The sequence below is a fragment of the Nisaea sp. genome (genome assembly GCF_040217065.1).
Taxonomy (GTDB): domain Bacteria; phylum Pseudomonadota; class Alphaproteobacteria; order Thalassobaculales; family Thalassobaculaceae; genus Nisaea.
The window spans coordinates 1-23,080 of the sequence record NZ_JAVJNX010000011.1 but is presented as its reverse complement, the minus strand read 5'-3'; the positions used below and the strand labels follow the sequence as shown (position 1 = coordinate 23,080).

24 protein-coding genes are annotated in these 23,080 nt (G+C 62.3%); 14 read left to right on the top strand and 10 right to left on the bottom strand.

Annotation, left to right across the window (positions count from 1 at the left end; translation table 11 throughout):
- Nucleotides 1–30: 30 nt before the first annotated feature.
- Nucleotides 31–414: a VOC family protein gene (locus RH950_RS18355; RefSeq protein ID WP_350059199.1), complete on the top strand. Its 384-nt coding sequence runs from the start codon at nucleotides 31–33 to the stop codon at nucleotides 412–414.
- On the opposite strand, the gene RH950_RS18350 is transcribed toward RH950_RS18355, so the two are convergent.
- The 5 genes from RH950_RS18350 to RH950_RS18330 form a co-directional block, all read right to left on the bottom strand.
- Entirely contained in the window at nucleotides 411–1,451 is a 1,041-nt protein-coding gene (locus RH950_RS18350) for a DUF3179 domain-containing protein (RefSeq protein ID WP_350059198.1), read from the bottom strand. The two genes, RH950_RS18355 and RH950_RS18350, sit on opposite strands and share 4 nt — an antisense overlap.
- 123 nt (nucleotides 1,452–1,574) lie before the next feature.
- Nucleotides 1,575–1,751 carry a hypothetical protein gene (locus tag RH950_RS18345; RefSeq protein ID WP_350059197.1) on the bottom strand — a complete coding sequence of 59 codons (177 nt, stop codon included), beginning with the start codon at nucleotides 1,749–1,751 and terminating at the stop codon, nucleotides 1,575–1,577.
- 182 nt (nucleotides 1,752–1,933) lie between these two features.
- Nucleotides 1,934–2,989 (bottom strand): nucleotidyltransferase family protein, encoded by a 1,056-nt coding sequence (locus tag RH950_RS18340; protein WP_350059196.1) that lies wholly within the window; start codon nucleotides 2,987–2,989, stop codon nucleotides 1,934–1,936.
- 80 nt (nucleotides 2,990–3,069) lie between these two features.
- Entirely contained in the window at nucleotides 3,070–3,963 is an 894-nt protein-coding gene (locus RH950_RS18335; protein ID WP_350059195.1) for a dimethylarginine dimethylaminohydrolase family protein, read from the bottom strand.
- 41 nt (nucleotides 3,964–4,004) lie between these two features.
- Nucleotides 4,005–5,543, bottom strand: coding sequence for an acyl-CoA synthetase (locus RH950_RS18330; RefSeq protein WP_350059194.1), 1,539 nt, complete (start codon nucleotides 5,541–5,543; stop codon nucleotides 4,005–4,007).
- A gap of 184 nt (nucleotides 5,544–5,727) precedes the next feature.
- On the opposite strand from RH950_RS18330, the gene RH950_RS18325 reads away from it, so the two are divergent.
- Nucleotides 5,728–5,898 (top strand): hypothetical protein, encoded by a 171-nt coding sequence (locus RH950_RS18325; RefSeq protein ID WP_350059193.1) that lies wholly within the window; start codon nucleotides 5,728–5,730, stop codon nucleotides 5,896–5,898.
- A 7-nt stretch (nucleotides 5,899–5,905) separates the two neighbouring features.
- On the opposite strand, the gene RH950_RS18320 is transcribed toward RH950_RS18325, so the two are convergent.
- Together RH950_RS18320 and RH950_RS18315 are read right to left on the bottom strand one after the other, a co-directional pair.
- Entirely contained in the window at nucleotides 5,906–6,781 is an 876-nt protein-coding gene (locus tag RH950_RS18320) for an alpha/beta hydrolase (RefSeq protein WP_350059192.1), read from the bottom strand.
- Nucleotides 6,778–7,989, bottom strand: coding sequence for an OpgC family protein (locus RH950_RS18315; protein WP_350059191.1), 1,212 nt, complete (start codon nucleotides 7,987–7,989; stop codon nucleotides 6,778–6,780). The genes RH950_RS18320 and RH950_RS18315 overlap by 4 nt, the downstream gene beginning before the upstream one ends.
- 324 nt (nucleotides 7,990–8,313) lie before the next feature.
- Here RH950_RS18315 and mdoH point away from each other — a divergent pair, with 324 nt between their 5' ends.
- The gene (mdoH, locus tag RH950_RS18310) at nucleotides 8,314–10,146 is read left to right on the top strand and encodes a glucans biosynthesis glucosyltransferase MdoH (RefSeq protein ID WP_350059190.1); all 1,833 of its coding nucleotides are present in this window, start codon (nucleotides 8,314–8,316) and stop codon (nucleotides 10,144–10,146) included.
- Nucleotides 10,147–10,221: 75 nt separating this feature from the next.
- Complete coding sequence (locus tag RH950_RS18305; RefSeq protein ID WP_350059189.1) at nucleotides 10,222–10,809, top strand: NUDIX domain-containing protein; 588 nt, start codon at nucleotides 10,222–10,224, stop codon at nucleotides 10,807–10,809.
- 14 nt (nucleotides 10,810–10,823) lie between these two features.
- Here RH950_RS18305 and RH950_RS18300 read toward each other — a convergent pair whose 3' ends face one another.
- Nucleotides 10,824–11,495, bottom strand: a complete 672-nt coding sequence (locus RH950_RS18300) for a Fe2+-dependent dioxygenase (RefSeq protein WP_350059188.1) — start codon at nucleotides 11,493–11,495, stop codon at nucleotides 10,824–10,826.
- A gap of 126 nt (nucleotides 11,496–11,621) precedes the next feature.
- Here RH950_RS18300 and RH950_RS18295 point away from each other — a divergent pair, with 126 nt between their 5' ends.
- From RH950_RS18295 to RH950_RS18285, 3 genes are all read left to right on the top strand, one after another.
- On the top strand, nucleotides 11,622–12,596 hold the full coding sequence (locus tag RH950_RS18295; RefSeq protein WP_350059187.1) for a glutathione S-transferase family protein: 975 nt from the start codon (nucleotides 11,622–11,624) through the stop codon (nucleotides 12,594–12,596).
- Between the two features lie 80 nt (nucleotides 12,597–12,676).
- Nucleotides 12,677–13,345: a hypothetical protein gene (locus RH950_RS18290; RefSeq protein WP_350059186.1), complete on the top strand. Its 669-nt coding sequence runs from the start codon at nucleotides 12,677–12,679 to the stop codon at nucleotides 13,343–13,345.
- A gap of 121 nt (nucleotides 13,346–13,466) precedes the next feature.
- Nucleotides 13,467–13,847, top strand: a complete 381-nt coding sequence (locus tag RH950_RS18285; RefSeq protein ID WP_350059185.1) for a hypothetical protein — start codon at nucleotides 13,467–13,469, stop codon at nucleotides 13,845–13,847.
- A gap of 281 nt (nucleotides 13,848–14,128) precedes the next feature.
- Here the strand turns inward: RH950_RS18285 and RH950_RS18280 are convergent, their stop codons facing one another.
- Nucleotides 14,129–14,635, bottom strand: a complete 507-nt coding sequence (locus RH950_RS18280) for a hypothetical protein (protein WP_350059184.1) — start codon at nucleotides 14,633–14,635, stop codon at nucleotides 14,129–14,131.
- A gap of 611 nt (nucleotides 14,636–15,246) precedes the next feature.
- On the opposite strand from RH950_RS18280, the gene RH950_RS18275 reads away from it, so the two are divergent.
- Both RH950_RS18275 and serA read left to right on the top strand, forming a co-directional pair.
- The gene (locus RH950_RS18275; protein ID WP_350059183.1) at nucleotides 15,247–16,410 is read left to right on the top strand and encodes a phosphoserine transaminase; all 1,164 of its coding nucleotides are present in this window, start codon (nucleotides 15,247–15,249) and stop codon (nucleotides 16,408–16,410) included.
- A 100-nt stretch (nucleotides 16,411–16,510) separates the two neighbouring features.
- Nucleotides 16,511–18,088, top strand: coding sequence for a phosphoglycerate dehydrogenase (gene serA / locus RH950_RS18270; protein ID WP_350059182.1), 1,578 nt, complete (start codon nucleotides 16,511–16,513; stop codon nucleotides 18,086–18,088).
- Between the two features lie 175 nt (nucleotides 18,089–18,263).
- On the opposite strand, the gene RH950_RS18265 is transcribed toward serA, so the two are convergent.
- Nucleotides 18,264–18,929: a DJ-1/PfpI family protein gene (locus RH950_RS18265; protein WP_350059181.1), complete on the bottom strand. Its 666-nt coding sequence runs from the start codon at nucleotides 18,927–18,929 to the stop codon at nucleotides 18,264–18,266.
- 82 nt (nucleotides 18,930–19,011) lie between these two features.
- Here RH950_RS18265 and RH950_RS18260 point away from each other — a divergent pair, with 82 nt between their 5' ends.
- The 5 genes from RH950_RS18260 to RH950_RS18240 all read left to right on the top strand — a co-directional run.
- The gene (locus RH950_RS18260; protein ID WP_350059180.1) at nucleotides 19,012–19,965 is read left to right on the top strand and encodes a GlxA family transcriptional regulator; all 954 of its coding nucleotides are present in this window, start codon (nucleotides 19,012–19,014) and stop codon (nucleotides 19,963–19,965) included.
- A gap of 104 nt (nucleotides 19,966–20,069) precedes the next feature.
- Nucleotides 20,070–20,672 carry a TetR/AcrR family transcriptional regulator gene (locus RH950_RS18255; RefSeq protein WP_350059179.1) on the top strand — a complete coding sequence of 201 codons (603 nt, stop codon included), beginning with the start codon at nucleotides 20,070–20,072 and terminating at the stop codon, nucleotides 20,670–20,672.
- Between the two features lie 16 nt (nucleotides 20,673–20,688).
- Entirely contained in the window at nucleotides 20,689–20,985 is a 297-nt protein-coding gene (locus RH950_RS18250; protein WP_350059178.1) for a YciI family protein, read from the top strand.
- A gap of 4 nt (nucleotides 20,986–20,989) precedes the next feature.
- Nucleotides 20,990–21,625: a DNA-3-methyladenine glycosylase I gene (locus RH950_RS18245; RefSeq protein ID WP_350059177.1), complete on the top strand. Its 636-nt coding sequence runs from the start codon at nucleotides 20,990–20,992 to the stop codon at nucleotides 21,623–21,625.
- A gap of 267 nt (nucleotides 21,626–21,892) precedes the next feature.
- On the top strand, nucleotides 21,893–23,080 hold a 1,188-nt coding region (locus RH950_RS18240), incomplete at its 3' end, for a bifunctional alpha/beta hydrolase/OsmC family protein (RefSeq protein ID WP_350059176.1).

Below are 23,080 nucleotides of genomic sequence, written 5' to 3'. Positions count from 1 at the left end.
GAACCGTCCGGAGCCGGTTAGGCTCGGGCCATGATCGACCATGTCTCCATCGCCGTTTCCGATCTCGAACGCAGTGCGGCCTTCTATGACGCGGTTCTGGCACCTCTCGGTTTTACCCGCCTCGCCGAGCGGGAGCGGACCATCGGCTTCGGCAAGACGTATCCGGAATTCTGGCTCAATCTCCGCTCTGGCATGGACGCCGTCCCGGAAGGGACTGGCATCCATATCTGCCTGCGCGCCAGCTCCAGGGAAGCCGTCGACGCCTTCCACACGGCCGCGCTAGCGCAATGCGGTCGCGACGACGGCGCGCCGGGTGACCGGCAGGCCCAGATGACCGTCTATTACGGCGCCTTCATCCGTGACCCGGACGGCAACAGGATCGAGGCGGTGACTTTTCCGCGCAAGGACATCTAGTCCACATGGTGGATTGGCGCATCCGGGTGAAAGGCGTTAAAGGCGAAAGCAAAGGGAACGTCGTAGACGACATCCTGCAGTGCCCCGGCTACCGTCCGGCGTTGCACGACGACTGTCCCGACATCACGGCCTTCTGAGATCGTCGATGTGTCCAGGGCAGAGTTTTGTCCGTCTTTCCAACTCAGCAGCAGGTCCCCGACGGGCGTTCCGATGGCCCGAATTTCACCCTGTTGCTTCACGAGTTCCATACTCCAGGCCTGATTCGCGCCCGGAACAGACACCACCCGCATCAGCGGCCGGCCCGGCCCTGTATAGTCGCCGGTATAGAGGAACGGTTTCGGCGAACGGTCATAGCCCGCATAGGGATTGCGCCCGTAATCTCTCAAGTGCCGCCCGTTCGGAACCAGGACCTTTCCAGCTGGATGCCGCGCGGTGAAATCGGCGTAGGATTCGAGACGTGCCGGAATGCGTTCGAGCTCTGTCCCTGCTCGCAATCCCACGATGGCCCGGCCCACGAATTGCTGCCACCAGCTTTCTGTCGCCCGGTCATACATCACAAGATCCGAGTTTCTGAGCCGCCCGGTGGTGCCGAATGTGGTCTCCTCGCCCGCCACCTGCCGGTGGAAGACGACGCCGGAATTGCAGAGAGGGCAAAAGGTCACTGATACTGGCGTCCCGCCGACCGTATCGTTGACGATCTCGTGCCAGATCAATATCCGCAACGGGTAGGTCCGCGCATCTCCCGCGATAGCGAGGCTCATCACCGGCTCTGTCGGCCCCGGGGCGGCCGTACCTGCGGCATCGACGGACTCAAAGACGGGGTTATCGATAGCCGGAATACCGTCTTTCGGAGGACCACCCGAGAAGATTTCCGAGAAATCCACAAGGGATCGCTTGAAATCGGTTTTCGGCCACTCTGCTTTCCAATGCCCGGGGACTTCCTGCTCGGCCTGCAGCCGCGCATCCGCCCGGACGCCGAGGGGACTGGTCAGGAAGAGCGTGGCCATGATGATGGCCAGACTCAATCCGCGTTGCATTCGGATTTGCATGACTCACCTCAGACTGTATCGACTGAGGGCCAGTATAGCGCAGCTACCGTTCTCTAGCGTGTCACGTCGTTACACCGTGAAGTGAGCTTGCGAGCCTGAAACAACAGACTGTCACACAGCTTCCCGCAGCAGCGACATCGACAGGCACCGAGGACCGCCGCCGGCCTGGGTGAACATCGACAGCTCCGGATCGAGCACGGTGATGCCTTCCGCGCGCAGGGCCTCGTTCACGCGCTTGGCGCTCTTCGAGGAGATCACCCGGTCATTCCCGAGGGAGCAGGCATCCATATCTGCCTCCGTGCCAGTTCCAAGGAGGCGGTAGACGCTTTCCATACCGTCGCGCTCACACAAGGCGGTCGAGACGATGGTGCGCCGGGTAACTAGGCAGGTACGGATGACTGTCTGTTACGGTGCCTTCATCCGCGACTTGGATGGCAACAAGATCGAAGTGGTAACTTTTCCGCGTTAGGTCAGTCTGTGCTGGATGTTTTCATCAGCAGATTTTTCGTTTCGGGGGATTTTTCAAGGCTGCGGCCGAGGCGTTCGCGCCAGCGCGGTCCGCGCTCCATCGCATCCTCATAGGCCTCCGCCAGTTCGCTCGGCCGGTCTTCGGCAAGGACGGCTATCAGGAGTTCGGCCTGAAGCCTGTCCTTGCGGGCCTTCAGGCTTTCGGGGCCGCCAACCCGGCGATCGGCAATGATGAGCTTGTGGATGGCGAATCGTTCTGGGCGCGGTATCTGGACCAATATGCCATCGCGATAGACTGCGGCGGCCTGGATCGGTTCGGCAATCAGGTAGTTCAGATAATGAAGAGACTGGGCGCTGACGCCAAGTGCGGCGAGCTCACGCAGATCTTCCTTTTCGTCGAAGGATGGTGTCAGGAATTCGACAAGGGTCTGGCTCTTGCTTTGCCGCCAGCGCCATACCTGTCCGGTGTTGAGGCTAGGGACGGGATCGAATTCGAAGTCAGCGAGCACAGTGTCGATCGAGGGCAGGACCTCTTCCCCGAGGGCAAGGGAGAGCTTTTCGAAACTGGCAATATCTATATCGTTTGTCATCGCCGCCTGATCCAGCGTGAGGCGGAGGCCGAGTTCACCTTCATAAACACGGAAGGCGTTGGTGCCGACGAGGACCCCGCCGAGCCTGAAGGTGCCTGATCGAGCGAGGGCGGCAATCAGGCTCCCTGTTGCGCCGTCCATGCCGGTAAAGCGTTCACTACGGAGCAGCCGTACGAGCCGCGTGCGTTCCTTGCGCCTTGCATCACGCTGTGTGCCAAGGTGTTCGTGGTCATTTAAACGCTGTCTCAATTCATCGATGTCTTCGCCGAGATAGCGTTCCTTGATTTCGGTACCAACCCGGTACCGGTCGTACCAGTATTGACGTCCGCCTCGCTTGCGCATAGCGAGTGTGCCGCGAATTTCGGATACGGCATCGTCCATGAGGAGCGCTACGAGATCATGGTAAGCCGCAAGTGCGGTTGGCGAGTGTCTCTGGTAAATCTCAGCCATAAGGATTTTGCCACACAAAAATATTCTTGTGTGGCAAGTGTGGATTATTTATCCTTGCCACACAAGAGTTATTTTGTGTGGCAAGGATTCCGCTGCCTTCAAACAGCTTCCCGCAGCAGTGACATCGAGAGACACCGAGGACCGCCGCCGGCCTGGGTGAACATCGACAGATCCGGGTCGAGCACCGTGATGCCTTCCGCGCGCAGGGCCTCGTTAACGCGCTTGGCGCTCTTCGAGGAAATCACCCGGTCATTCCCGAGCGACATGCAGTTGCACTGGAGCTGCATCGCCTCCTTGTAGCTGACCGGCACCGGCTTGATGCCGTGTCCGGCAACCCATTCCACGAAATCGTCGTCCAGCACGTCGAGGCACATCAGGGCGAGGCGGTCGTTCACCGTGGCGTAGAGCAGGTCGAGATGCAGGAAGTGCTCGGCGAATTTCTGGATGCGGCATTCCCAGCCTTCGGCCTGGAGCCAGGCCTGAAGCTGTTTCGCTGCCGGCTCACAGGTGCGCTGGCCAGTATAGCCGATGACCGCAACGCCGGGCTTGATCAAGTGGATATCGCCGCCCTCGATCGGCCCTGCCGTCGCCCAGTTCCAGACCGGGATGCCGCGTTTTTCATAGAACCGGTATGTGGTGGCGATCTCGCCCCGGCGTTGCTGGCGGTACATCTGGCCGAGGAACACGCCCCATGGCGTCATCACGGACGGGTCGCGGGTATAGATCTGGTAGCTCAAAGTCGGATCGGTGTCGGCGAAATGGCAGGTGACGCCGGCGCCTTCATAGGCATCGATGAATTCCTGGTAGCCGGCAAGCGCGGCAGCCTTGTCGAACGGAACACCGTCGCGCAGGGTCGCCCGGACCACGGCATTGGCGGTGGTGTCTTCCTTGGCAACGTCGGACCACTGGAAATTATCGGGGCGGCAGAGATAGACGTCCTTGAGGACGCCGAACTCGGAAGCGACAGCGAAGGCGTTCGTGCCAGAGGTCATGGGTTTATCCGGAAAGATTGGTCGCAAAATGAGAGGGCACCTTAGCCTTCCGCCTCCGCCGCCAGCAAGTCGCGAAGCTCCGTCTTAAGGATTTTACCGTAATTGTTTTTCGTGAGAGCCGTGACCAGCCGATACTCCTTTGGCCGCTTGAAGCGGGCGATATTGTCGAGGCAGAGCGTGTCCAGCTCCGCCGTGTCGATTTCCCGGTCCGGCCGGGGAACGACAAAAGCCACCACTTCCTCGCCCCAGTCCGCATGCGGGCGGCCAACCACGGCGCATTCATAGACATCCGGATGGCGCAGCAGCACTTCCTCGATCTCTCGGGGATAGATGTTGGTGCCGCCGGAAATGATCATGTCCTTGGAGCGGTCCTTCAGGGTGACGTAGCCGTCTTCGTCCATGGCGCCCAGGTCGCCGGTCCAGAGCCAACCATCGCGCAGGGTGTTGGCCGTCGCATCCGGGTTCAGCCAGTAGCCTCCCATGACGATATCGCCCCGGCAGATGATCTCTCCGGTCTCTCCGTATGGCATCTCCTTGCCGTCCGCATCCACCACCCTGACCTCGACACCGGTGCGGGCGAACCCGGCGGAGGCGAGGCGGGCGAGATAGCGCGGGTGGTTTCTGTCCAGATAGGCTGATTTCGGCAGGCCGGTGATGGTCATCGGCGCTTCGCCGAGGCCGTAGATCTGGGTCAGCTTCGGGCCGAGCGTGTCCAGCGCTTTCAGCGTGTCTTCCAGATACATCGGACCGCCGCCATAGACGATGGTCTTCAGGTTCGAAAGATCGGCGGTGGCCGTGCCCGGGTAATTGATCAGGCGGCTGACCATGGTCGGCGCGAAGAAGAAGCTGGCGCCGGGCCAGTGCCGGATCAGTTCCAGGCTTTCTTCGACATCGTAGCCGCCACTCTGCGGCACCACGTTGTTTGCCCCGCGGGCGACATGCGGCATGGCGTAAAGACCGGAGCCGTGGCTCATCGGTGCCGCGTGGATCATGCAGTCCAGCTCGCTGATCTGGTCCACGTCGGCGAGATAGTTCGTGGTGGCGAACATCAGGCTGCGGTGGGTGATCATCGCGCCCTTGGGGCGGCCGGTGGTGCCGGAGGTGTAAAACAGCCAGCACAGCCCGTCCGGATCGACCGTCGCGGCCGGGATCGGCGGCGCTGCGAACAAATCCTCGAAATCCGGATCGTCGATGGCGATCAGATGCTCCAGATCGGGAGCCTCGTTTTTCACGTCGGCAAGGGTGACCGCGAGATCGGGCGAGGCAAAACAGGCCTTGGCGCCGCTGTTATAGAGAATGAAGGCGAATTCCTTCGGGTGCAGCTTGGCATTGATCGGTACGGCGGCGAGGCCGGCATGCCAGATGGCATAAAGGATTTCCAGATAGAGCGGGTCGTTCTTCATGGCCAGTGCGACCCGGTCGCCGGGCACCAGATCGAGCTCGTTGCGCAAGGCACCGGCGAGCCGCGCCACGCGCGCGCCGAACTCGGCATAGGTTCGGCATACCCGCTGTCCGAACGAGATCGCCGGCCGGTCTCCGTGGATCCGTGCCACCTGTGCCAGAAGTGCAGCCTGGTTCATTTCGTCCTCCCCGCCAATCTTGCGTCGGCCGCGGAAACCGTATCAGCCCGGCCCGCCGGATGACCAGAGCCTCGCTTACCGACACCAGAATTATGGCAAATCTGGCACGACATTTGCTGTGACTGAGATGTGAGTTCGGGAGTGAGTGAAACGTAGAACCAGCCATATGACTGAGGAGGATACGATGCGTTACATTCCGAAACATTCAGACGATTACGGCGTAAGCGGCCGCGACGATTCCTTTGACTCGGCGTTCCTGTTCAATGATGCGAGCGACATGGTCGAGGTGCTGGCGGAGGACTGGTCACTGAGCGAGGACGAGCTGTTCGAACTGGACATGGTGCTCGTCAATTGAGGGGTATCTATTCGGCTCTGGCGCGCAATATGCGCCCGTAGAATCTCAGGACGCTCTCGATCTCGGAGCGCCAGAGCCGCCAGGTGTGATTACCGTCGGTCATCCGGAACTCGACCGGAATACCGGCCTGTTTCAGCGCCAGATAGAGCGCAATATTTCCCTCGTAGAGGCGAAACCCGTCATCGTCTCCGACCGTGATCCAGATCGCCGGCCGCGTGCTGGCAGCCTTCAATGACGGGATATCCGAAAAGAAATTCTGCCGGTTGAAGGCGGCAACGTCGAACGGCTCCCCGAAGGCTCCCTTGAAAAACCCGATCTGCTGGTTGGAAACATCCCCCGGCTTTTTCAGGTCCGGGAAGATCGCGGCGCTGAGCCCGGCAGTCATTGAGAATGTCCCGGGATTCCGGAACGCCAGCCTGAAGGCGCCATAGCCGCCCATGGAGAGTCCCGCGATCCCGCGCCGGGACCGGTCGCCGCCGACCCGGTGTTTCTGTTCCACCATGGGGATGAGATCGTTCAGAATGGCGTCTTCGTAGCGCCCGTGGGCCGGGGAATTCACATACCAGCTGTTCGCCCCGTCGGGCATGACGATTGCCATCGGCGGAATCGCGGCCTCCCGGATCAGCCTGCTCGCAGTTTCCTCGATCTTGCCGAGCACCTGCCAGTCGCGCTCATGCCCGCCAAGGCCGTGCAAGAGGTAAAGTACCGGCAGGGGGCCGGGGGCCGGGTCCGGCAGGAAGATGGAATAGGTCATCTCCCGGCCGAGCGACGGGCTTTCGATGGAAAGGCTTTCCTTGAGTTCACCGGCTGCTGCCGTCGGCACGGCCGCGAGGACGGCCAGTGCGGCAGCCGCCCGTCGGATAAAGGATCGCCTGTGGATCATTCCGCCGGAGAGAGCATGGAGCCGGCAGGGGATGCCGTGTTGTCGGGCCCGGCCTGACGGGCCGATTTCTCCTCGATGACCTTGCGCCACCACTCGTTCTTGATTGCCGTGACCAGATAGGCGAACAGCACGACGATCGCGAGGCCGGCCAGGTTCACCAGCGCCCAGGTCGCCTGGCTGCGGCCGAGCTGGTCCAGCACCATGCCGCCGAGCTGGGCCAGCCACATGTTCAGCAGGAAAACCGGAAGTGCCTGCTGGCCGACGGTGCGGACCGGGTGGAAGGCCTTGTGCAGAAGCAGCTGTTCCCGGCCGCGCACGAGATTGATGACGATATAGGCCAGAGCCAGGAAATGGACAAAACGCAGGATGCCGTAGTCGGTCTTGGCCCGCCAGGGAAGGGTCGCCTCGCGCCAGTCGGCAAGGAATGGCAGGCTGTCCTGATAGCCGACGAAGAACCACCAGTGGGAGATTGGCGCGGCGGCGACGACGAAGAGGATGCAGGCCGCCATCAGGGTGCGGTTGTAGCCCGGCGGAGTCAGCCATCCGCGGGATATCGCGAAACCGGTGAAAAACACCAGCTGCCAGCCGAATGGATTGAAGAACCACTCGATTTCCGGATGGTCCGGATGCGCGGGCAGGCCGCCGTCGATGAGCCAGTTGAGGCAATAGACCGCGAGGGAGAAGGCAATGGCAAGCCGCGGATCGATCCGCGCCAGGGCCATGAAGACCGGAATCATCAGCAGCGCGCCCATATACATCGGCATGATGTCGAAATAGTTTGGCACATAGGTCAGGGTCAGCAGGCCGAGCAGCGCCTTGGGGGTCTCGCTGAAGAAGAAATGCAGGTTCAGCCGGCCGATATAGTCCGGTTCCGCAAAGGCGGCATTGCCGGCAATCATCAGTCCGGCGATCAGGAAAAACACCAGGATATGTGCCGTGTAAAGCTGCCAGATACGGTAGAAGACGCGGCCGGTGCCGTGCCAGAATCCGGCACGGATGAAGGTGCCGCCAAAAGCGATGGCGGCCGCAAACCCGGAGCAGAACACGAACATTTCCGCTGCGTCCGAAAACCCGAACTGCGCCGGAATGAAGTTCGACCAGTGGTTCTTCGGAACATGCGCGATGAAGATGATCAACATCGCGACACCGCGGAAGAAATCGAGTCGCGGATCGCGCTGCCGCCGTGCCCTGGTCGATTGTGTTGTCATCTGCTCCACTCACCGGCACTTAAAACAAACGCGTGCCGATACCATCTTGCCATAGCGCCAATAAGCGGTGGAATGCGGTGGAACTCCAGTCAATTTGCTCTCGCGGCTTTGTGAAGCTTGTTTTGCTGACCCCGCCACCAACTCGCTTAATTGTCTGTGTTCGACTGCCGTGGAGAAGACGGATGTGTCCTCTGCGGTGACCACTCGACTATATACCGGCGCAGATGTGCGGAAAGGGACGGGCCGTCTCCTGATCCGCCTAGGGTAAGTGCTCGGCCAACGGGACTCAGATTTATGGACGCAGGACATCGGTTGGGGCTGTGCATGTCGAATTCCAGGCGCAGGATGACGGGCCGCCGTCTGTTTTTCACCGCCCTTGTGTGCGGCACCATTCTCGCCCTGGTGTCGGGCTTGATCCATGTGTTCGCAGGCGATGGCCTGCGCGGCGTCGAAATCGCCATGATTGTCGTCTTCGCCCTGAACACGCCCTGGATGGTGATCGGTTTCTGGAACGCGGCGATCGGTTTCTCTTTGCTGCATTTCAATCGCAACTGGCTGAGCTCGGTGACAGGCCTCGCCGGGCTGGACGACGAGAGTTCTGCCATCGGCGGCCGGACGGCAATCATCATGCCGGTGCACAATGAGAACCCCGATCTGGTCGTCGGCAACCTGAAGGCAGTGACCGACAGCCTGGACGCGACCGGGTTCTCCGACAGTTTCGACATCTTTCTGCTGAGCGACACCACGGATCCCGTGATCGCCGGACGGGAGAAAGCCCTTTTCGAGGCATGGCGCGAGGGAAACGGGCGCCCGGACCGTCTGCATTACCGGCGCCGGGCGGACAATACCCGCCAGAAGGTTGGCAACATCGAGGATTTTTGCACCCGCTGGGGCGATGGCTTCGACTTCATGATCGTGCTGGATGCGGACAGCGTTATGTCGGGTTCCGCCATCCTGCGGCTGGTCCGGCTGATGCAGCTCAATCCGGCCCTCGGCATCCTGCAGACCCTGGTGACGGGCATGCCCGCCGGCAGTGCCTTCGCCCGCATGTTCCAGTTCGGCATGCGCCATGGCATGCGTTCCTACACCACCGGCAGTGCCTGGTGGCAGGGGCCGGACGGGCCTTACTGGGGGCACAATGCAATCCTGAGATTGCAGGCCTTCCGGCGAAACTGCGTGCTGCCGGCTCTCCCGGGCGCCCGTCCGCTGGGCGGGGAGATCCTGAGCCATGACCAGGTCGAGGCGGTCTTCATGCGCCGCGGCGGCTACGAGGTCCGCGTGCTGCCCCTGGAAGATGGAAGCTACGAGGAAAACCCGACCACACTGCCGGATTTCCTGACCCGCGATCTGCGCTGGTGCCAGGGCAACATGCAATATCTGAAACTGTTCCGGCACCCATCGCTGATCCGGGGCGTCCGGCCGATGGGCCGGCTGCAATTGCTGCTGGCCATCATGATGTATACCGGCGCACCGCTCTGGTACGCCTTCATGGCGCTGGGGCTGGCGGATCTCGTCATGGCCGCATCAATGAACGGCTGGACGGTGACACCGGCGCCGCCGCCTGTCCTCGGACTCATCCTGTTCGCTTCGGTCATCGGCATGACCTTCGCGCCGAAACTGTTCGGTGTTCTTGATGTCGCGCTGCGCCGGAACGCGCGACAGGCATATGGCGGCACAGCCAGGATCGCTGCCGGAACCCTGCTGGAAACATTGTTCTCGCTGCTGCTGTCGCCGGTCGTTGCGCTGGCGCAGACGGTCTTCGTCTTCGGGCTGTTTTTCGGCAAGCGGATTCGCTGGGATGCGCAGGAGAGGGATGATCGCAGCGTGTCAGTCCGCGAGGCCGCCGGCGGACTCTGGCTGCAAACTCTGCTGGGAGCCGGGTTCCTGACCGTACTGGCAGACCTTGCGCCGCACATCCTGCCCTGGGCGGCCCCTGTGATCGCGGGACTGCTGCTCTCCGTTCCGTTCGCTGTCGTGACCGCCACGCCGGCTCTCGGCGGGCTTTTCAAGGGCGCGGGGCTGTGCGCCGTTCCCGAGGAGCACCTGACACCCGATGTTCTGAAGCAGGCGCAGGCCGCCCTGGAGACAGCGCCTGCCGTCATGGATCTTCCTGCCCCCGCGCCAGTCGGTCAGTTTGCCGACCCCGAGAGGGCTTGAGCCGGATCCCCGCTCTTCCGCTGCCGTCCATGCTCCATTAGGGTTCCGCCCGTGCTGCCATGGGAGCCGACGGGCATGAAAGAGCGACAGGACGGAGCGGCCTGGCAAGTGGTCGAGACCCGCGAGATCTACGACAATCCGTGGATCCGCATCACCGAACATGACGTGGTCGACCCGAACGGCAATCCGGGGCTGTACGGCGTTGTCAGGGTGCATGGCCTCGCCGTCGGTATCCTGCCGGTGGATGACGGGGGGATGACCTGGCTGGTCGGCCAGCAGAGGTTTCCGCGGGGCTATTACAGCTGGGAGCTGCCGGAAGGTGGCGGGTCCTTCGATGACCCGCAAGGCTCCGCCGAGCGGGAGCTGCTTGAGGAGACCGGGCTGAAGGCCGGGGCCTGGCAGGAATTCCTGCGGATGGATCTCTCGAACGCGATCACGGACGAGCAGGCGATCGGCTATCTCGCCTGGGACCTGAAGGAAGGCGCGGCCCAGCCGGAAGCGTGCGAGCGCCTTGAGCTGCGCCGGGTGCCGGTGCGCGACGCGGTCGCGATGGCGCTCAGCGGCGAGATCGTGGATGCCTTCTCCCAGACCATGCTGCTGAAGGCCGACGCGCTGGCCCGGCGTGGCGCATTACCGGCCGGGCTGGCGCAGCATTTCATCTAGGGCGCCGGCAAGGCTCAGGTCTGGGCCCACATGCGCAGCAGGTTGAGCCGGCCCTTTTCGAGCATCAGCACGGCCCTCTTGTCCACGTCCGACTGGGTCAGGATTGCCTGGGTTTCGGCAAGGTCGCCGATGACCTCGCGTTTCTGCGGGTCGGGGATCATGCTTTCCATCCAGGTGACAATGGCGAGACGCCGTCCCGAGGTCACCGGGGTCACATGATGCAGGTAATGCGTCGGATAGAGCACCGCGTCGCCCGGGTTCTCCTTGTAGACCTGCTCGCCGAAATCGGTGCTGAGCACGAGCTCGCCGCCCTTGTAGGCATCGGGTTGGTTCAGGAAGATCGTGATGGACAGGTCGGTACGCATGCCGGGATAGGGGCCCATCAGCGCCGCGTCGATATGCTCGCCATATTTGCTGCCTGTGGTGTAGGAGGCGAAGATCGGCGACAGGATGCGCTTTGGCAGGGCCTTGATGGCGACGGTCTCATTGGCTTTCATCGCGCCCATCACCAGTTCCGACATTTCCCGGTAATGCGGGCTGCTCGGCGATACCTGGGTGTTTTTCTTGATGTCCTTGCCGAGCGGGCCGCCGCTCGAACTGCCGTCGACGAACTGCGCCGAGAACAGCTTCGCCGCGATTGTCTTGACCTGATCCTTGTTCAAAAGCCCGCGAATTACCGCAACCATGGTCCCACTTCCTTCCCGCATTTCGATTGGCCGGCATGGTAACAGGACCGTTTCCAATTGCGAGCTTGATGTAACCGATTCCACCGCCAGATCTAAGCGGTTGAAATGAAGACTGGAGGACCGGATATGGGCATGCTGATCGATGGCGTATGGCACCCGGACGATGCTGTGGGGAAAACGCAGGATGGCCGTTTTCAGCGCCAGGACTCGGCCTTCCGCGACGCGGTTGAGGACAGGCCTGGCGCCCGGTTCGGCCCGGAGTCAGGGCGCTACCATCTCTATGTCTCCTATGCCTGCCCCTGGGCGCACCGCACGCTGATCGCCCGGTCCCTGAAAGGGCTCGCACCGCATATCGGCATCTCCGTCGTCGATCCGCATATGGGCGCCGATGGCTGGTACTTCGGTGACGATCCGGACGGCACGGACGATCCGGTCAATGGCGCCACCTTTCTGCGCGAGATCTATGTGAAGGCGGATCCGTCCTATACGGGCCGGGTCACGGTGCCCGTGCTCTGGGACAGGAAAGAGGGCACGATCGTCTCGAATGAATCCTCCGAGATCCTGCGCATGTTCAACAGCGCCTTCAACCGGCTGGACGGTGTGAATGCGGCACTGGATCTCTATCCGGAGGATCTGCGCGCGGAAATCGACGCGGTCAATGAAGGCGTCTATGCCGATGTGAATAACGGGGTCTACCGGAACGGATTTGCCGGGACGCAGGAGGCTTATGAGGACGCCTACGATGCGCTTTTTGCCCGCCTCGACAGGCTGGAAGAAACCCTGGGACGGACACGCTATCTCGTCGGAGACCGGATCACGGAAGCCGACTGGAGATTGTTCGTCACGCTGGTCAGGTTCGATCCGGTCTACTTCACGCACTTCAAGTGCAATCGCCAGACGATTTCCGGTTTTCCGAACCTTTCCAATTACCTGCGGGAACTGTTCCAGGTCGACGGCATCGCCGAGACGGTGAATATGCGGCATATCAAGCAGCACTATTTCGGCAGCCATAAGAGCCTCAACCCGAAAGGGATCGTGCCGAAAGGACCGACGCTTGATCTGGACCGGCCGCATGACCGGGGTCGGCTTATCGCTGCCTGAGTGAAAACCGGCACGCTCCTTGCTTTATCCTTGTACGAGATGCCGGCGCAGTGCCGGCCCTGGAATGAGAGGAGCAGCACATGTCCCTGACGTCAGCATTGAAAGCAGGTCTGGGTTCCCGCCTGAAGGATCTTTCGGGTACCGGCACGGGTGCCGAGTGGGATCCCTATCCTGGAGACGGTCAGGAACAGCAGTCAGGCGCGTCGAGACTTCCCGCAAAGGCGGCCCCTCCGGCCGTTCCGGCGGTAAAACAGCCACTGCGCGCCGATCGGGCGGAACGTCCCGCGGCAGCCGTTGCCGCGCCTGCGAGGACACCGCGTCCTGCCAATGCGAATGCCGCCGAGCGGGCCGCTCAGCAGGCGCAGAAATCCAAGCCGGCACAGGCGAAAAACGCCCCCTGGCTGCATGGCAAAGACAGCGCCATTCGGGTCAATCCGCAGCAATATGCCCGCGAGCTGGACCGTTACAGGACAGAGCAGAACCGGCATCTGACCCAGGAAACCGTCATGGATGTAGCCGCCGGCGAACTCGAAGGCATTGCCCAGATGGCCGCGAAAGCCCGCGGCCGCTATTTCGCGAAACTGCTGGATGCCGGCGCACCGCGCCATGGCTTCCTGCAGGAAGCGGAGATTGCCGAGCTCAAGTTCTATCGCGAGATGTACGAGGAAATGACGCAGGGCTTCGAAGCCATGCGGGATGCGATTGAGGCAGGCGACATATCTGTCGCGGGGATGTCGAAGCGCCGTTAGGACGGGAATTCGGTCGATATCGTCAGGAGTGCAGGTGCACACCTGACGCGCCGACTCTCTCATTGTATCCAAGCCCGGGGCTTGCTATGCCGCGCAGTACAGGAACAGCTGCGCAGCCAGAATGATATTTGAAATCCGCGAACGGCCTGACGGGAAATTCGTCGAATGTGCATGCGGGGGCACGGTAACGAGCGCTTCAGTGGCAGATGCGATTACGGAAATGCGCAAGGTCGACGGATATGCTGACGGCCTGAACTCATTGTGGGATTTTCGCGAGGCTGACCTTTCTGAGCTTTCGGTCGGTGAAATGAAAACCATCCTGGAATTCATGGAGCAGACACCGAAGCGGCGATCCGCACGGATCGCCTTGCTTGCTGCAAAGAAACCCGATTTACTTCTCTTGGAACTCTGGCGTGTGGTCTCTGCGGACAGGTACGGGCAGTCGACGGTGTTGTTCCCGGATTATGACGAGGCCTGCCTGTGGCTCGCCGCGTCCGATTGAGTCCATCCAGTGACCCATAGTGATTGTGTAGACCTTGCCGTCGCCGAGCGCGGCGTGCGGGTTTGATGATCCGGGACTTGCACCGCGGATAAAACCGTGACCACCGGCCTTTTCTTTGGCGTCCAAGGCTGTGCGCCACCACCTGTCCGCCTTTAGAGCACGGCTGCCGGCAGTCGGAGGATATTCCTCCTGCTTCAGGCACTTGAGCGTTCCGGACAAAAAAAGGGCCGCATATGCGGCCCTTAGCTGGGGGAGGCGCCTTGGGGGAAGGCGCGGGGGAATTAGTGAATGGTTGCCGCCGGGGCGCTCATCTCGATGAACATATCGGCCGCGAACCGGTGCTCGTCATGCACACTGCGCTTGTAGCAATGGGCCTGGTCCAGTTCGGAGATCGGCTGGCCGTCGTCCAGCTTCTCGAGCAGGCAGGTGTAGCCGATCTCGGTCAGGCTCTCGTATTCCTCATCGCTCAGGGCCGGGTTCAGGGCGACGAACTGATCGGCGAAGGCTTCGGCAAAACGGGAGAGCGCACGCCGGCGCAGGCGCCAGCTCTGGGGCCGGAGATGAACTGCCCACTCGCCGATGGCGTCGACGATCATCTCCGGAAGATGATCGGCCAGGGAGAAGGCGGGCATTCCCATATTCTGGTTCGCGGCCGGATGCTCACCATTTGACTGGTCGGCAGAGGTAAATCCGCGGTTGAAGCGGCCGGCGGGTGTCATCCACTTCCGGTCGGAATGTTCAAAGTTCGAACCGTGGGCGGGCCAGGTGCGGAAATCGGTATCTGCCATTTTTTGCTCCAGCTGTCGGGTGCTGCGTTGATTGTCCGAACAGGAAGAGCAAGTCCCGGGCCAGACGATCCCGGATTTGCCTGATGCGGGGCAAGTTATTGATTCAAAATAATTAAATAATTCAATCCGCAATGCGGTTGCAGGCAATTCCAGTTATGCGGCAGGCGGTTTCTGCCGGTCAAATATGGCCGGTAGGCAAAAAAAAGGGCCGCTTCACAGCGGCCCGAGTTAAGGGAGGAAACGCCCAAGAAGTAAACAATACGGCTGGGCACTCCGTATTGCAGTGCACAATATATGCTGCAAACTTTCGCGGTGCAACCCATTCATCTGATGAAATTGATATCGATTTGGAATGAGCTGGTTTCTCAAATGTAATGTGATGTAATTGCAACATTTTCACGTCATTTAGGGCAAATTTAACCGTAATAAACAGGATCGAGTGGCGCCGTTACCATCCACTTTGACGCCGAATGCGCATGGAGAGAGAGTGTTTTTATCGCACTGCAACATTATATGATGACAATTCACCTGTTGACAGTCTCGATGAAATCCATAGCGTCTGCGGCGGGCCGCCACTCCCCAACGAGTGGTTACATGTTAAGGATGATACGATGAAGCCGACGGCAACCCCGCGTGCTCCCCAGTTCTCGTCCGGACCTTGCGCTAAGCGACCCGGATGGGGCCCCGCTGCACTTGCTGACGCCGCTTTAGGGCGTTCTCACCGATCCAAGATCGGAAAATCCAAACTCAAGGAAGTCATCGACCGGACCCGCGCCCTCTTGGGTGTGCCGGACGATTACCGCATCGGCATCGTGCCGGCGTCCGATACCGGTGCCTTTGAGATGGCCATGTGGTCCATGCTCGGCGCCCGCGGCGTCGATCTGCTGGCCTGGGAAAGCTTTGGTTCCGGCTGGGTGACGGATGTGGTCAAGCAGCTCAAGCTTGAGGATGTCCGGGTGCTTGAGGCCGAGTACGGTCAGATCGCGGACCTTTCCGCCTCCGATCCCAAGCGCGATATCGTCTTCACCTTCAACGGCACGACCTCCGGCGTCCGGGTGCCGAACGGCGACTGGATCGCCGATGACCGCGAGGGGCTGACCCTGTGCGACGCCACGTCGGCCGTCTTCGCCATGGATCTGCCGTGGGACAAGCTCGATGTCACCACCTATTCCTGGCAGAAGGTGCTGGGCGGTGAGGGCGCGCACGGCATGCTGATCCTCAGCCCGCGCGCTGTGGAGCGGCTGGAAAGCCATGTTCCGGCCTGGCCGATGCCGAAGATCTTCCGCATGACCAAGGGCGGCAAGCTGATCGAGGGCATCTTCAAGGGCGAGACGATCAACACGCCTTCCATGCTCGCTGTCGAGGATGTGCTCGACGCCCTGAAATGGGCGGAGGGGATCGGCGGCCTGAAAACCATGATCGCCCGTTCCGAAGCCAATCTGGCGGCGGTTTCCGCCTGGGTCGAGAAAAGCGATTGGGCCGCCTTCCTCGCGGCCGATCCGGCCGTGCGTTCCAGCACGTCCATCTGCATCTCCGCCTCCGATCCGTGGTTCGACGGTCTGTCCGAGGACGACCAGCGGGCGGCGATGAAACAGATCGACGCCCTGCTCGAGGCCGAAGGCGTTGCCTTCGACATCAACGGGTATCGCGACGCGCCGGCCGGTCTCCGGCTCTGGGGCGGGGCGACCGTCGAAGCGGCCGATATGGAGGCTTTGCTGCCGTGGCTCGACTGGGCCTACGGACAGGTGAAGCAGTCCAGGTCACAGGCCGCCTGATCGAAAAATGCTCCCGGCAACCGGCCGGGAGCGTCTTTCCATGCACTGCCCAGAAATCCGCCCATACAGCGCAAAGTTACGAGCGCACGAGGAGCATGCCGTGCCCAAAGTTCTTATTTCAGACAAGCTGAGCCCCGCCGCCGTGGATATCTTCCGCGCGCGTGGCCTCGAAACAGACTTCAAGCCGGGCCTTTCCGCCGAGGAATTGCTCGACATCATCGGTGATTACGATGGCCTCGCCATCCGGTCCGCGACCAAGGTGACGAAAGAGGTTCTGGCCAAGGCGCCAAATCTCAAGGTCGTCGGCCGGGCCGGGATCGGGGTCGACAATGTCGATACCGCCGCCGCCACGGCCGCCGGTGTGGTGGTGATGAACACGCCGTTCGGCAACGCGATCACGACAGCGGAACATGCCATTGCGATGATGTTCGCGCTGGCCCGCCAGATCCCCGCCGCCGACCGCTCGACCCAGGAAGGCAAGTGGGAGAAGACCAAATTCATGGGCGTCGAGCTGACCGGCAAGCGCCTCGGCCTGATCGGTTGCGGCAATATCGGCGCCATCGTGGCCGAGCGGGCGCGGGGCCTGAAAATGCGGGTCGTCGCCTATGATCCGTATCTGAGCGAGGAACGGGCGGCGCAGCTCGGTGTCACCAAGGTGGAGCTCGACCAGCTCTTCGCCGAGGCGGACATCATCACCCTGCACACGCCGATGACCGATGCCACGCGCAACATCATCGATGCGGGCGCAATCCAGAAGATGAAAGCGGGTATGCGGATCATCAACTGTGCCCGTGGCGGCCTGGTGGACGAGGTGGCCCTGCGCGGTGCGCTGGAGACCGGTCACGTCGCCGGTGCCGCCTTCGACGTTTTCGTCGAGGAGCCGGCCAAGGAGAACGTGCTGTTCGGCGCGCCGAACTTCATCGCCACCCCGCATCTTGGTGCGTCTACCAGTGAAGCGCAGGAAAAAGTCGCCCTGCAGGTGGCGGAACAGATGGCCGATTATCTGTTGACGGGAGCGGTGACCAACGCGGTCAACATGCCGTCGGTCACGGCGGAAGAGGCACCGTTGCTGAAGCCCTATATGAAACTGGCGGAAAATCTCGGCGCATTCTCGGGTCAGGTGATCGGCAGTGCGATCAAGTCGATTTCCATCGAGTTCGAGGGGCTGGCGGCGGACATCAATCCGGCGCCGGTGGTGGCCGCCGCTCTCACGGGTGTGCTCAAGCCGACATTAACGTCGGTCAACATGGTCAGCGCCCCGGCGGAAGCCCAGGCGCGCGGGATCGCCGTGACCACAATGAAGCATGACCGGCCCTGCGACTACCAGACCATGCTGCGGGTGACTGTCGAGACCGGAGAGCGCACCCGGACGGTGGCGGGCACGCTGTTCGCCGGAAACCTGCCGCGCCTGGTGGACGTTCAGGGCATCGCCATCGAGGCCGAGTTCGGCGCGCACATGCTCTATGTCCGCAACTACGACAAGCCGGGCTTTATCGGCTCTCTGGGTTCTGCCCTCGGCGATGCCGGGGTCAATATCGCCACCTTCCATCTCGGCCGCCGGCAAGAGGGTGGTGAGGCGGTGGCCCTTGTCGAAGTGGACAGCGCGGTGGGCGAGGACCTGCTGAATGCGGTGAAGGCATTGCCGAACGTCGCACGGGTGGATGCGCTGAACTTCTGACCATAACCAACACCAAAATTTTGTCATCCCCACCCCACCACCGTCATCCCCGACCTGATCGTGGACCCAGAGGATCAAAAAGCGGAGATCGTCTTCCTCTGGGTCCCCTCGTGCGAGGGGATGACGAATTTGGGTGGGGCGAATAGCGGCCGTGACGTGCGGCTATCTCCGACACTCACATGCCGGCGAAGATCTGCTCCCGGATTTTCCGGGAGCCTCCCAGCCGCTGCTCGGCCAGGGCCCTGGCCCCGGCGGGCGCATCCTCGGGTGTTCCGCTGTTGAAGGGCGGCTGCGGCGCATATTCCATCCCCAGCTGGACGGCCTCGGCTTCTTCCTGGCCGAACAGCTCGGCAATCAGGACGAGTCCGAAATCGATGCCCGAGGTGATGCCGCCGGCGGTGATGAGATTGCCGTCGCGCACGACACGCCCCGGTGTGTAAATGGCGCCGAACTTTTCCAGAAAATCGACCGCATACCAGTGCGACGTTGCCTTCTTGCCCTTCAGCAGTCCCGCGGCGCCGAGCAGAAGGGAGCCGGTGCAGACAGACGTGACATAGCGCGCACCCCCGGCCTGACGCCGGATGAAGGACAGGGTGGCTTCATCACGCAGCAGCGGATTGACCCCGCCGCCGCCCGGCACGCAGATCACGTCGAGCTGCGGGCAGTCATCGAACGAGACTGTGGGCTGGAGGGGCAGGCCGCAGGAGGCGGCAATGGGCTGTGTGTCCGCGCCGATCAGAAGGGTTTCCGTATCGCGCGTCGCGGTGAAGATTTCATAGGGACCGACGAAGTCGAGTAACTGGACGCCGGGAAAAAGAAGAAGACCGATCTTGACCGTCATGTGAGTGCTCCTGGTTGACTGTGAAGAGCTTACAGCCAATTATTTTGGCCGTACTGCCAATCTTCCAACAAATTGGGCCAATATGACCCGCCATATCGAGATACTGGGATTTCCGGACTGCCAACTGCTTGATATCGCGGGCCCGTTGCAGGTTTTTTCCACGGCCAATGACCTGGCAGGCGCGGATGGCGCCGAGGCGCCTTATGTGGCTGTCGTCGTCGGGCGCGGGCCGGATGTCAGAACCAGTGCCGGCCTGTCTCTTGCGGTGGCGGCGATGGGGCCGCCGGACCGGCCTCTCGATACGGTCATCGCGGCCGGTGGCGTGGGCGTCACTGCTGCTTGCGAGGATGCGGAGCTGGTGAGGTGGCTGCGCGACCGGACCCGGTCGGCGCGCCGGACCGCGTCGGTCTGCAGCGGCGCGTTTCTGCTCGCGACCGCCGGACTGCTCGACGGCCGCCGGGCGGTGACCCATTGGCAGCGTTGTGAGGAATTCGCCCGGCGCTTCCCCAAGGTTCGTCTGAAAGTGGATCCGATTTTCGTGCGTGACGGCGATGTCTGGACCTCTGCCGGCGTGACGGCGGGGATCGATCTGGCGCTGGCCATGGTGGAAGAGGATCTCGGCCGGGACATGGCGTTGAGCGTGGCCCGGCAACTGGTCGTGTTCCTGAAGCGGCCGGGCGGTCAGTCCCAGTTCAGCACAATCCTGGCACTGCAGGGCGGAGAGGGGCGGTTCGACGAGCTGCATGCCTGGATGCAGCAGAATCTCCGGCGCCGTCTGGCCATTGATGATCTTGCCACCCGGGCGGGGATGAGCGTGCGGAGCTTCTCCCGGCATTACCGGAGCGCAACGGGCCGGACCCCGGCAAACGCGCTCGAGGACATGCGCCTGGAAACCGCCCGGCGCCTGCTTGAGCAGAACGGTTCCGTCTCGCGGGTTGCCCAACTCTGCGGGTTCGGGACGGAGGAAACCATGCGCCGCGTCTTCCGGCGCCGCCTCGGCGCGAGTCCGCAAGAGTATCGTGAGCGGTTCGTCTGATCGGCGCATCTGTGTTAATCGGCCTTGACCAATTAGGACGTTGGTCCTAATCAAAGTTATAGGACAATTGTCCCAGAAATGTTTTGCTCAATCGGGGGCCGGGAATGCAAGACGGAAAGACTGCTGAGCGGATTGTCGATTGCGCGGACGATCTGTTCTACCGGCAGGGCTTCGAGGCGACATCCTTCGCCGATATTGCTGGTGCCGTCGGTATCTCCCGGGGCAATTTCTACTACCATTTCAAGGCCAAGGACGATTTGCTGGAGGCCGTGATCGCGCGCCGGATGGCAAACACCTCGGTCATGCTGCGGGACTGGGAGATCACCGGGGAAGATCCGGCGGAGCGCATCCGCAGCTTCATCCAGATCCTGATCCGCAACCGGGACAAGATCGAACAGTACGGCTGCCCCGTCGGCTCTCTCAGCACCGAACTCGCCAAGCTCAATCATACCGCCCAGGAGGAGGCGGCCCGGATCTTCACCCTGTTCCGGGTCTGGCTTCGCCGGCAGTTCGAGAAGCTTGGCCGGGCATCCGACGCTGACGCGCTCGCCATGCATCTGCTGGTGCGCAGCCAGGGTGTCGCCACGCTGTCCGCCGCCTATCGGGACCCGGCCTTTGTCGAGCGCGAGGTCGTGTCCATGTGCGCCTGGCTGGCGGACGAGGTCGCAGGCGGCGCTGCCGTCCCATCCCCCACAAAACCCCACTGACCGGGAGAGTGATCCGATGTTTGTCGCCCTGCTGAAATTTTCCAGCCAGAAAGACCGCGCCGGCGACTTCATGGACGGGCACAAGGCCTGGCTGAAACGCGGCTTCGAGGATGGTGTCTTTCTGCTGGCCGGAAGCCTGCCGCCGGGTGCGGGCGGGGGCATCCTTGTGCACAATCTCGATCGGGAGGCTCTCGAGGCCCGGCTGGCCGAGGATCCGTTCGTCGCCGAAGACGTGGTGCGTCCCGAAATCATCGAGATCGCCCCGGCCATGACCGATCCGCGTCTCGATTTTCTCGCCACCCGAGGGGGCTGAATTCATGAGCGAGCCTTTCATCGCGCCGGACGGAAAGCCGCGCTGCCGCTGGTGTGGCGGTGCGCCGGAATTTTTGCCCTACCACGACACGGAATGGGGATTCCCGGTGGCCGATGACCGGCGCTTGTTCGAGAAACTCTGCCTCGAAAGCTTCCAGTCCGGCCTGAGCTGGCGGACCATCCTGGCAAAGCGGGAGAATTTCCGTGCCGCCTTCCGCAATTTCGCATTCGGGGAGGTTGCGGCCTTCACGGACAAGGATGTGGAACGGCTGCTCGGCGATGCCGGCATCGTCCGTCATCGGGGCAAAATCGAGGCGGTGATCAATAACGCGGCCCGGGCGGTGGAGATGGTGCAGCGCGAAGGCTCCCTCGCGGCTTTCTTCTGGAGCCATGAGCCGGGCGCGGCGGATCTTGCCGCCCCGCAGACGGCGTCAACATCTGCGGTGTCGATTGCGCTCTCCAAAGAGCTGAAAAAGCGCGGCTGGAAATTCGTCGGCCCGACCACGGTCTATGCCTTCATGCAGGCCATGGGGCTGATCAACGATCATGTCGACGCCTGTGCGGTGCGGGAACGTGTGGCGGCGGCGCGGGCGACTTTCACCCCTCCCGTTCCCATCCCCGCATCGTCATCCCGCAATTGATGCGGGATCAGGGGACGGCGGCGCGATTCCATGATCATCCGGGTCGGCTTTTCGGCCGGTATGGCGGGCTACGCTGTATCGCAGTTCGGGAGCGGGCGGTTCTCGGATGGCGTCTGGCACAGCGTCAACCTTCCATCTCGCTCTGCTCGCGCGGATATGAAGTCAATTTCCCCAAGCTCTGCATATATCAGCCAGGGCGGTTATGATCTGGTCACCATGGCCAGTTGAGCCTGTATCCATTCGTCGATTTACAAGAAAGGGCAGCCCATGTCGGTCGAGACCAGAAGAGTCAGTTTCGCGGGAGCGCAGGGCGACACATTGGCGGCGCGGCTTGATCTGCCGGTCGGCAAGCCGCGGGGATATGCGCTGTTCGCCCATTGCTTCACCTGCTCGAAGGACATTGCCGCCGCGCGCCAGATCGCGGGCGGTCTGGCCGCGCAGGGACTCGCCGTGCTGCGGTTCGATTTCACGGGGCTCGGCCACAGCGAGGGGGAGTTCGCCAATACGACCTTCGCCTCGAACATCCAGGACCTCGTCGCGGCGGCGGACTGGATGCGCGGCGAGGGGATGGCGCCGGATGTGCTGATCGGGCATTCGCTCGGCGGGGCCGCGGTTCTGTCGGCGGCCGCTCACATCCCGGAGGCCAGGGGGGTCGCGACCATCGGCGCGCCGGCGGACCCGGAGCATGTCGTGCATAATTTCGGCGCGGATCTGGACGTGATCGAGCGGGACGGAGAGGCGGAGGTGTCGCTCGCCGGCCGGAATTTCCGGATCCGGAAGTCCTTTGTGGACGATCTCAAGACGCATGATCTGGAAGCCCGGATTGCCGACCTGAAGCGGGACCTGCTGATCTTCCACGCCCCCCTGGACATGACCGTGGGCATCGGGAATGCGAGCCGGATCTTCGCCGCTGCCAAACACCCGAAGAGCTTTGTCTCGCTCGACAAGGCGGACCATCTGCTCACCCGGCCGGCGGACGCGGCCTATGTCGCCTCGGTCATTGCCGCATGGGCAGGCCGCCTTGTTCCGGAAGAGGCGCCGCTGCAGCTCGCCGCACGCGAGGGAGAGGTCGTGGTCGCGCATCTGGGCGAGGGCAAGTTCCCGCAGGCCATCCGCGCGGCGGGGCACCGGCTGCGGGCGGACGAGCCGAAAAGCGTCGGCGGCGACAATAGCGGCCCCGCGCCCTATGACTTCCTGCTGGCCGGCCTCGGCGCCTGCACCAACATGACCCTGTCCATCTATGCCGAGCGCAAGGGCTGGCAGATCGACCGCCTCGAGACCCGGCTGCGGCACGGCAAGGTTCATGCAGACGACTGTGCCGCCTGTGAGACGCAGGCCGGAAAGATCGACAGGATCAGCCGGGAGATCATCATCGAAGGACCGCTCGACGCGGCGCAGCGGCAAAAGCTCCGGGAGATTGCCGACAAGTGCCCGGTGCACCGGACCCTGCATTCG